This is a genomic window from Psychromonas sp. 14N.309.X.WAT.B.A12, from assembly GCF_030397575.1.
Lineage (GTDB): Bacteria > Pseudomonadota > Gammaproteobacteria > Enterobacterales > Psychromonadaceae > Psychromonas.
The window spans coordinates 391,503-400,054 of record NZ_JAPNXS010000002.1 but is presented as its reverse complement, the minus strand read 5'-3'; the positions used below and the strand labels follow the sequence as shown (position 1 = coordinate 400,054).

At 37.0% G+C, this 8,552-nt stretch carries 10 protein-coding genes and 1 pseudogene; 7 read left to right on the top strand and 4 right to left on the bottom strand.

The window, feature by feature from the left end; genetic code table 11:
- Positions 1 to 177 precede the first annotated feature (177 nt).
- Positions 178 to 291: pseudogene (locus tag OW492_RS04865) on the top strand (transposase); the annotation flags it as partial.
- A 135-nt stretch (positions 292 to 426) separates the two neighbouring features.
- Here OW492_RS04865 and OW492_RS04860 read toward each other — a convergent pair.
- Both OW492_RS04860 and OW492_RS04855 read right to left on the bottom strand, forming a co-directional pair.
- Positions 427 to 1,065, bottom strand: coding sequence for an NAD(P)-binding oxidoreductase (locus OW492_RS04860; protein ID WP_290038809.1), 639 nt, complete (start codon positions 1,063 to 1,065; stop codon positions 427 to 429).
- 138 nt (positions 1,066 to 1,203) lie between these two features.
- Positions 1,204 to 1,626, bottom strand: a complete 423-nt coding sequence (locus OW492_RS04855; protein ID WP_290038808.1) for an MAPEG family protein — start codon at positions 1,624 to 1,626, stop codon at positions 1,204 to 1,206.
- Between the two features lie 628 nt (positions 1,627 to 2,254).
- Between OW492_RS04855 and OW492_RS04850 the strand changes: the two genes are divergently transcribed.
- The 4 genes from OW492_RS04850 to OW492_RS04835 all read left to right on the top strand — a co-directional run bounded on the left by OW492_RS04850 (position 2,255) and on the right by OW492_RS04835 (position 5,319).
- A complete protein-coding gene (locus OW492_RS04850) occupies positions 2,255 to 2,509 on the top strand; it encodes a type II toxin-antitoxin system prevent-host-death family antitoxin (protein WP_290038807.1) in 255 nt (84 codons plus the stop codon).
- Positions 2,502 to 2,762, top strand: a complete 261-nt coding sequence (locus OW492_RS04845; RefSeq protein WP_290038806.1) for a Txe/YoeB family addiction module toxin — start codon at positions 2,502 to 2,504, stop codon at positions 2,760 to 2,762. The genes OW492_RS04850 and OW492_RS04845 overlap by 8 nt, the downstream gene beginning before the upstream one ends.
- Before the next feature lie 201 nt (positions 2,763 to 2,963).
- Entirely contained in the window at positions 2,964 to 3,515 is a 552-nt protein-coding gene (locus OW492_RS04840; protein ID WP_290038805.1) for a GNAT family N-acetyltransferase, read from the top strand.
- Positions 3,516 to 4,068: 553 nt separating this feature from the next.
- A complete protein-coding gene (locus OW492_RS04835) occupies positions 4,069 to 5,319 on the top strand; it encodes a sodium:proton antiporter (protein WP_290038804.1) in 1,251 nt (416 codons plus the stop codon).
- A gap of 89 nt (positions 5,320 to 5,408) precedes the next feature.
- Here the strand turns inward: OW492_RS04835 and OW492_RS04830 are convergent, their stop codons facing one another.
- Both OW492_RS04830 and OW492_RS04825 read right to left on the bottom strand, forming a co-directional pair.
- Positions 5,409 to 5,777: a ribosome recycling factor family protein gene (locus tag OW492_RS04830; RefSeq protein WP_290038803.1), complete on the bottom strand. Its 369-nt coding sequence runs from the start codon at positions 5,775 to 5,777 to the stop codon at positions 5,409 to 5,411.
- 280 nt (positions 5,778 to 6,057) lie between these two features.
- Entirely contained in the window at positions 6,058 to 6,948 is an 891-nt protein-coding gene (locus OW492_RS04825) for a LysR family transcriptional regulator (protein WP_290038802.1), read from the bottom strand.
- Between the two features lie 106 nt (positions 6,949 to 7,054).
- Between OW492_RS04825 and OW492_RS04820 the strand changes: the two genes are divergently transcribed.
- Together OW492_RS04820 and OW492_RS04815 are read left to right on the top strand one after the other, a co-directional pair.
- Entirely contained in the window at positions 7,055 to 7,921 is an 867-nt protein-coding gene (locus OW492_RS04820; protein ID WP_290038801.1) for an MBL fold metallo-hydrolase, read from the top strand.
- A complete protein-coding gene (locus OW492_RS04815) occupies positions 7,915 to 8,532 on the top strand; it encodes a DsbA family protein (protein ID WP_290038800.1) in 618 nt (205 codons plus the stop codon). Before OW492_RS04820 ends, OW492_RS04815 begins: the two co-directional genes overlap by 7 nt.
- Positions 8,533 to 8,552: the final 20 nt, after the last annotated feature.

The following is an 8,552-nucleotide window of genomic DNA, read 5'->3' as shown; positions in this document are numbered from 1 at the left end:
TCATGAGTTTATCGGGTGATGAACAACCTCACTTCACTTCCATTGCAAGTTTTGTAAAAAGATCGTGGACACCCATAAACTTTTAAAAAGATCGTGGACACCCATAAACTTTGACTAGTTTTTAACTATAAACTGCCTTTAAGAATGCGGACTTATTGCATTCGGAGGTAGTTTGTTATGACTCAATCTCGCCAATCACAAGTATCATTATCTGATACACCTTATCACCACTGTATTTCCTGTTGCGTTTGCCGTGCTCACTTGTGTGGTGAAGATAAGTATACTGACAAATTTTCGCGCGATGTAAACTTTAAGTGTCATTGTTAAGAGAGCGCTTAATATAGCGCCCCTTAATATCACTCTGTTTACCTTACTGCCTGTTGTTGACTAAACAGTATATATTTAGTCGTCACAGGCATGCAGACCTTACGAAGGTAAAACTTCATCAATACTTTTACTACCGTTAAAAATTTCGGTAATAGCGCTTTTCTTAGGTGGATTTGTTACTGCAAATAACAGTGCTTTAGCCACATCATCGCGCGTGATTGTCGCTTGTTCTTTTTGCTCTGGCCGCTCATTGGTAAACTTGCCTTTACCTGTGTCATTGGTGAGCGAACCAGGGCGTATTATTGAATAATGCAAGCCACTGTTCATTAGGTGCTCATCTGCCATATGTTTGGCCACTAAATAGGGTTGCATGTTTTCTGGACCTTCTGACGGGTCTCCGGCTCCAATCGAGCTGACCATAGTGAAATGCTTCACATCGTGATTTTTTGCATAATCAGCTGCTCTACAGGCTGCCCATAAATCGATCAGTATGGTTTTATCTGCGCCAGTATGGCCACCAGAGCCTGCCGTAAAAACAACATTTTCACAGTCTTTAAATGCGTGTCCAAAATCTTTGTTAAGATCTTCTTCAACAATGGTTAGTTTGTCATTATGTATATCTGATAGTTTGCTTTTATCACGTACCAATGCGACTACGTGTTGATCGTTATCTAGCATCAATTGTGTGAGTTTTTTACCAATTTGACCACTTGCGCCAATGATTAATGTCTGTTTCATTTTATCTCCTGTTCGGTTTTAAGATTAGGTTTATGTTATTAAAAATAATGCTTAACGTTGTTATTGAGAATTTACTTATTATGAGTGTGCTTGTTTGGATTTTAGTTATTACATCTTGTCACTTATTACTTTTAGAACTTATGATTGAATAAGTCCTAGACCCAATATCACTAACATAACTACATTTGCTGCTACACCAATCAAAAAGAAGTAGGTACGTGGACTCGGGTTCTTTTCAGTTGCAATGGTGTAGTACAACGTCATGTGTACAATTCTGGCGACAAGGTAAGTCCAAATACAAATAGCAAAAATAGGACTTTGTACGTTAAGTACAAATGCCAATAGCGCCGTGCCTACAAATAACGCACTATTTTCTAGGGTATTGTGGAAAGTACGATGCGCTCTGAAAACAAAACTATTGTGAGATAGATTTTCATCAATTTTCCCAGGGACTGAATTGGGTTGTTTTGATTTACTAAAGGTGGCAACTACCCACTGAATGAATAACATCACTAAATAGAAATAAAATGCCATGTATCCTGTGTAAGCAATGTCGTTCATCTTTATTTTCCTTCTCATCAATTCAGTGACATTAGAGTTGCAACTACTGTTCCAACTTTAACTTATTGATTTAAATGCATTAATTTATTCTTAATTAAAAGGCACATGGAATTAGTACAGAGGGATTGTAAGATTTACATAGGTAAGTTGTTGTTTGCTAATGGAAACATTCTATTATATTTAGGCGTTAAGGGAATAGCTTATCAGTACTAGATATTAAGGTGGATAAAGGGATGAATAAACTCACGTGTGCGACCAAGATAAAATAAATGCGTAATGGCAGATGTATTGCCTTGTTCATGCTGTTGTTTATAAGGGGGTGAAGTTAATAAGTAATTTACATTAAGCCAAGAGCAAAGCCCTATAGTTTGAGTAAAATACATAATTGCCTTAATAAACGTCTTTACAATTCAATTTAATCAACTATTTATTGAAAAACGAATAATCTATTTGAGCCTCAAGTAAGTATAAAATATTGTGTTTTTGTCATTAAAACTTGGGCTGAGAATGAGAAATCCTATGGCCTTGTTAGTTGTATTTATAATATGGAGTTGTACTATATGTTGTACATGTTAATGTTGTTTGTTAAAGTTGTCTTATTAGTTGTACAGGTAATGAGGAGTCAAATATGCGAATAGTATCATTTACAGAAGCTCGAAATGGGCTTAAATCAGTTTTAGACAATGTGGTAAATGACGTTGATTATACAGTAATCACGCGACGAGATGCAGATGATGCTGTTGTAATGTCTATGGATCATTACAACAGCTTAATGGAAACTGTTCATTTATTAAAATCACCTGCTAATGCTTCGCATTTATCAAAATCAATTGAACAGTTTCAACTAGGTAAAATTACCGAGAGAGAAATTTCAAATGATTAGGCTGTTAGCCTGGACTGATGAGTCGTGGAAGGATTATCTTTATTGGCAAGGACAGGATAAAAAAACATTAAAGAGAATTAATAAATTAATAAATGATGCAAAGCGTTCACCATTTGAAGGCATCGGTAAACCTGAACCGTTAAAAGAAAATTTGTCTGGTTTTTGGTCTCGTCGTATTGATGAAACCAATCGATTAGTTTACGCAGTCACAGATGCGCATTTAACAATTATTTCGTGTCGTTATCATTATTAGCTTACACAGATAACAAGGCCATTGGGATCCTAGTACTACCAATTAGTCAATTTGTAATGTTATGTGAAGAAGGTCGTGGACACCCAAAATTTTGACGGGCCATAATCACTCTTCTATTTTTTAGTGATGTAGTTTTACATATTAAGCACTAATTGTTTTACTGCACTAAATCCGGCTTCATTCCTCTTGGAGATATTCATCTTGAAAGTAATACCTGAGTTAGAAACTGAAAATTTAATTATTTCTGTTTTAAAACCAGATGATTTTGAATTACTTGTCAAATATGAAAGCGATAACTTCTGCCATTTAGCTCCTTGGGAGCCAATAAGAACTGCGGGTTATTTTGGCTTAGAAGAAACCAGAAAACGTGTAGAGTTAAACTTCAAAAGCCTTCAATCTGGGGCTGTAATTCCTCTTGTTGCCTTTGATAAAAATAAGTCTGAGGTTATTTGTGTATGTACATTTTCTAATATTGTTCATGGTGCCTTTCAAGCTTGTCACCTTGGCTACTCAATCTCAGAGAAAAACCAAGGTAAAGGGCTAATGTTTGAAATGCTGCAAGCATCAATACAGTACGTATTTACCGAATACAATTTACATAGAGTGATGGCTAACTATATTCCAACCAATACGCGTTCTGGTAAGTTATTAGAGAAACTAGGGTTTCAAAAAGAAGGGGTAGCAAAGTCTTACTTAAAAATAGCAGGCTCATGGCAAGATCACGTGTTAACGTCAAAAATAAACCCGAGTTAAGCTATTAAATAATAAAGAAACAAGTTGGTCTCGTAATAGTCTGTTTAGTCTCAATTCCTTTCATATTTCATCAAAGAATTACAAACCGCTTAAAATAGTATGCTATTGCAATGATTAGCTAGAGGGCTTCATGGAAGAGCAATCTCGATTTTATTTAGAAAAATACCTCAACACTTTAAGTGATTCAGATCGTTAAAAGTATCAATCATTCAGTTCAGACTACTTTTGTGCAGATGAATATAACGCTAATTTATGTACTGAATGAATCCAAATCGGTCAGAAGATAGCAACCTGTATGAGACCTTGGTATGAATAAAGGTCATGGTTGCCCTGAATGGCTTAGTATATGTTCAGACGTTAAGGATTAGCTTATCAGTACTAGATATTACTATTAATTCACTTAGTGTTTACAATAATGTCGTAGATTGATGTTTTTGGTATGTTTGCTGGCGCTATATGAATATAATAAGAGGTAACTGTATCAAAAATAATAACCCTTCTGCTTTACTTGTTTTGAGTAAGGCACCATTAAATAAATATTGAGATTTAATCCATGGTACCAGCAACCAGCCTAAGCGTACTTGAAATAAGTGCGATATTTTTATCAATTACCGCGTTACTCACCTATGTAAACCATCGCTTTATTGGCTTACCAACAACCATTGGCGTGATGGTTATTTCAATGCTTTTATCTATTGGCGCTATATTTTTAGGATTTTTAGGGTTTGATGATCTCATCGATTACGAAGTGAGCTTGCTCGATCAGTTAGATTTCACTGAAGTTTTGCTTGATGGCATGCTCTCTATGCTGCTTTTTGCAGGTGCGTTACACGTAAATGTGAGCGATTTAAGGCGCTATAAATTACCAATAGGTATTTTGGCCTGTGTGGGTACATTGTTATCGACGGTTATTATTGCTGGCGCGCTTTATTTACTGCTTCCTTTACTTGGTTTTGAATTAGCATTCATTTGGTGTTTACTGTTTGGTGCATTAATTTCACCAACTGATCCGATTGCGGTAATGGGGATTTTACAATCTGCGGGTGCGCCCAAAAGTATTGAAACCGTGATTGCAGGTGAGTCGTTGTTTAACGATGGAATAGGGGTAGTTATTTTTGTACTTTTATTAGGGGTGTTATCCAGTGGTGATATTCCTACAACCTATCATGTAGCACACTCGCTCGCAGTTGAAGCTGGTGGCGGTATTGTTTTTGGTTTGGTATTAGGTGGAGCTTTATATTACTTACTTAAAAGTATTGATAGTTACCAAGAAGAAGTATTGCTTACTTTAGCAGGTGTTATTGGTGGTTATGCATTGGCAAGCCATTGGCATTTGTCGGGCCCCCTTGCAATGGTGATGATGGGGTTAATGGTGGGTAATCATGGCCGTAGTATGGCGATGAGCGACAAGACTCGCCATTACGTTGATCTGTTTTGGGAACTGATTGATGAAATTTTAAATGCCATTTTGTTTGTACTGATAGGTCTTGAAGTCGTCATGATTGCATTCTCGAGTAATTTGTTTATTGCTGGTGGTTTAACTATTTTAATTGCGTTATTCGCACGTTTAATCGTTGTGGGGATAACAACGACTACATTTAATAAACAATTAGAGTTGCCATCTGGCGCGTGGAAGGTATTAACTTGGGGAGGTTTACGTGGTGGTATTTCGGTTGCACTAGTCTTGCAATTACCTGATGGGACACAGCGTGATATTTTATTGGCTCTCACTTATGCTGTCGTGGTGTTTTCTATTTTAATTCAAGGTTTGAGTATTGGTAAAGTAGCGAAAACTATCCGTTAAATATAAATAGATTAAATATCATTTTAAAAAGTGTGTGGAGTCGTGATAGTTATATTGAGCATCGTTATTTTTAAATAGTTACTGGGTGCTTAAAGTAAATCTTCTGCTTTATCGATAGCTATGCGAGCTTCGATTAAAGTACAGCCTGTTTCTGCTATTAAGCGATTAATAGTCATTCCAGGCTCAGATAGGGCTATTGCTACTAAATCAAAGCTAGGTTTTGGCAACCCTTTGTTAATAGCTTCAGTAATCCATACTGTTTTTGATTGATGTAGCTCTTCACCTATCTTAATAAGTTGGCTTTGTTGGCCTGTGAGTGACCAATTTTTAGAACGGCGAATTCGCTTCAAACTACAACCATGCTGATTAACCAACGCGATGAGCGTTGCCTTACAATCAATGCGATGCAGGAAGTTGTTTAACTTAATGGAGAGGGTGGTTGTGGTGTTATTTGACACAGATTTTTCCAGCAAGGTTTTGGATAACGATAAATAATAACGTTTGTAGAATCATTTGACGAATAAATGAAGCGTTTAAGGAAAGCTTCGCGGCACTCATCCACCATTTTAACGCATTCTTAACCTCGTCGGTTTTGCTCGATTATTATTAGTAGCATTTTCGCCTTGTCGGTGACTTTACTTTTTCTTGTTCAGAAGAAAAAGTTATTAAAAAGACTGACACTGAATCACTTTTCCCAATCGCAAATACCTTTGTTAATGGGGCAATTTATTATTATGATCAATCCCAAGGGTGCTGTTTAAAATATTCACTTAGGAAGTCAACTAAAGCGCGAACTGTTGGCGGCAAGAATTTCCGAGATGAATATAATGCATATATATTCATGTCATTTGCTTTCCAATCAGGTAATACCTGTTCTAACTCACCTCTCTTCACAGCTTCGTTGGCCATATAAGTTGGTTGCATTGATAAACCAGCACCACACAAAGTCGCTTCAAGTAGAGCGGTGGCTTCATTGGCTGTTAATCTGCAATTAACATGTATAGATTTATGCTCATTTTCACGTTTTAAATGCCAAATATGGCGTTCAAAATTAACGTAACTAAGACATTCATGTGAGCTGAGATCTTCAGGTGTAAAAATGGTTGGTTTTGTTGCTAAATAAGCTCGGCTGGCAACGATGATTGACCGGCATACTGCAATAGGTTTCCCTATCAAAGCAGGATCTGGTGCAGAGGCAATTCGAATCGCTAAGTCAATTTGGCTCTCTATTAAATCGATAGCGGTATCTTGTAGATTCACATCAATTTTAACTTTGGGGTGTAACGACATAAACGCACAAATAGCAGCCATAAATTGAGAGTGAGCGAATGACATGCTGGTGGCTATTTTTATTGAACCTGACAACTCTTTTGAAGATTTGATATTAGAAACAAGCTTATCAGCAACGCTGAGCCATTGCTCTATATCTTCAAGGCATTCTTCACCTATCGTCGTTAGTGTTACCTTTCGAGTTGTACGGTGAAGTAAGCGTGCCCCAAACCAGTTTTCCATCGTCTCTACATAACGAGTAACCATTGGTCTCGACATCTCTAGTCTGTCAGCCGTTGCAGTAAAACTGCCGGAACGTGTCACATCAATAAATACTTGAGCTGCTTTTATTCTATCCATTTATATGTCCGATTTATGAAACAATGTTGCATATTATTGTGTATATAAACGTACCAATCAATCATTCATAATTATCCCCACTTCAATAAATGACATGGGTAACAGAATGAACAAAATTATATTAATTATCGCCTCGATACTATTTGCTAATACAGCATATGCCACGAGTGAAACAGCACTATCATTAAAAGTATATAACGCAGATAGTCATAGCTTTCACGTTAACTCAACCTTGATATACGGTGAGACAGAGGCTGCTATCATAGATGCTGGTTTTACTAAGGCTGATGCTTTAAGAATTGCAGCTAACGTACTTGATTCAGGTAAAAAACTGACGACCATTTTCATTAGTCAGGCGGATCCAGATTATTATTTTGGCACAGAAATGCTAAAGCAGATATTTCCTAATGCACAAATAATCACAACACCAGCAGTTCAAAAAGTGATCCAAAGTAAAATGGCTGGAAAGTTAGCTTTTTGGGGACCTAAAATGGGTAACAATGCCCCTCATTCACCAATATTACCTAAAGCAATCACCGACAGTGCTTTTACTGTAGATGGATATACAGTAGAGATTCACGGGACATCAGGCTTACTTGCATATCGACCTTACCTTTGGATCCCATCAATAAAAGCAATAGTGGGGAATATTGGAATATTTGGTAATTTGCATGTGTGGACTGCAGATACTCAAAGCCAACAGAAATTGGATGCATGGCAGGCACAATTAGCTGAAATGCAAAGATTAAATCCACTTATTGCAGTACCTGGGCATATGACTCCTAATACCAGTCTAACACCAGATAACATCAACTATACCGCTTTATACTTAAAGAAATTCGAACAAGAAAAACAACACAGCACAAATGCTGAAGAGTTGATCAATAAAATGTCGGAAGCTTACCCTAATGCCTTATTTCCACTTGCGTTGAATATAGGTGCAAAGGTTCATATGGGGGAGATGAAATGGTAAAAATTCACTATTTATATGATCCAATGTGTGGGTGGTGCTTCGGAGCAACTCCCCTTGTAGAAATGATGTATGAAATGACATCTATTCAATTAGTTATGCACCCTGGAGGCATGATCAAAAGAAGAGAAATAGATAGTGGGTTTAGGAAAATGGCGCAGAGTCATGATCAAAAAATCGCATTAAGCACTGGGCAGGTATTTTCTCAAGCTTATCATGAAAGACTGAGTGGTAATGAATCGATCATACTGGATTCATATATAACGGCTCAAGCTGTTTGGGTCATGGAAAAACATTATGACAAGGGCTTTTTGATGCTGAAGTCGATTCAGCAAGCTCATTATCAATCAGCACTTGATACAAGTAACCCTAACGTATTAGCTGAAATTGCGATTAGGCTGGGGGCAGATAAACGTCACTGGTTTGATTTGATGTCAGCAGAGGGAGAGCATTCTTCTAATGCGATTCAGAAGAGTCATATGTTAATGCAACAATGGAACCTTCAAGGTTTTCCCTCTTTTATAGTAGAAAAAGAAGGTAAATATACTCGATTACCTCATGCTCAATTTTATAACAACATCACAGGATGGAGAGCGTTATTAAAAAGCTTATAGCTTATTTGGCATGTAGTTTT

What these genes read in the sequence shown, in the direction of transcription:
- OW492_RS04860 (WP_290038809.1), bottom strand. Translation starts at nt 1,065, where the DNA reads ATGAAACAGACATTAATCATTGGCGCAAGTGGTCAAATTGGTAAAAAA.
- OW492_RS04855 (WP_290038808.1), bottom strand. Translation starts at nt 1,626, where the DNA reads ATGAACGACATTGCTTACACAGGATACATGGCATTTTATTTCTATTTA.
- OW492_RS04850 (WP_290038807.1), top strand. Translation starts at nt 2,255, where the DNA reads ATGCGAATAGTATCATTTACAGAAGCTCGAAATGGGCTTAAATCAGTT.
- OW492_RS04845 (WP_290038806.1), top strand. Translation starts at nt 2,502, where the DNA reads ATGATTAGGCTGTTAGCCTGGACTGATGAGTCGTGGAAGGATTATCTT.
- OW492_RS04835 (WP_290038804.1), top strand. Translation starts at nt 4,069, where the DNA reads ATGGTACCAGCAACCAGCCTAAGCGTACTTGAAATAAGTGCGATATTT.
- OW492_RS04825 (WP_290038802.1), bottom strand. Translation starts at nt 6,948, where the DNA reads ATGGATAGAATAAAAGCAGCTCAAGTATTTATTGATGTGACACGTTCC.
- OW492_RS04820 (WP_290038801.1), top strand. Translation starts at nt 7,055, where the DNA reads ATGAACAAAATTATATTAATTATCGCCTCGATACTATTTGCTAATACA.
- OW492_RS04815 (WP_290038800.1), top strand. Translation starts at nt 7,915, where the DNA reads ATGGTAAAAATTCACTATTTATATGATCCAATGTGTGGGTGGTGCTTC.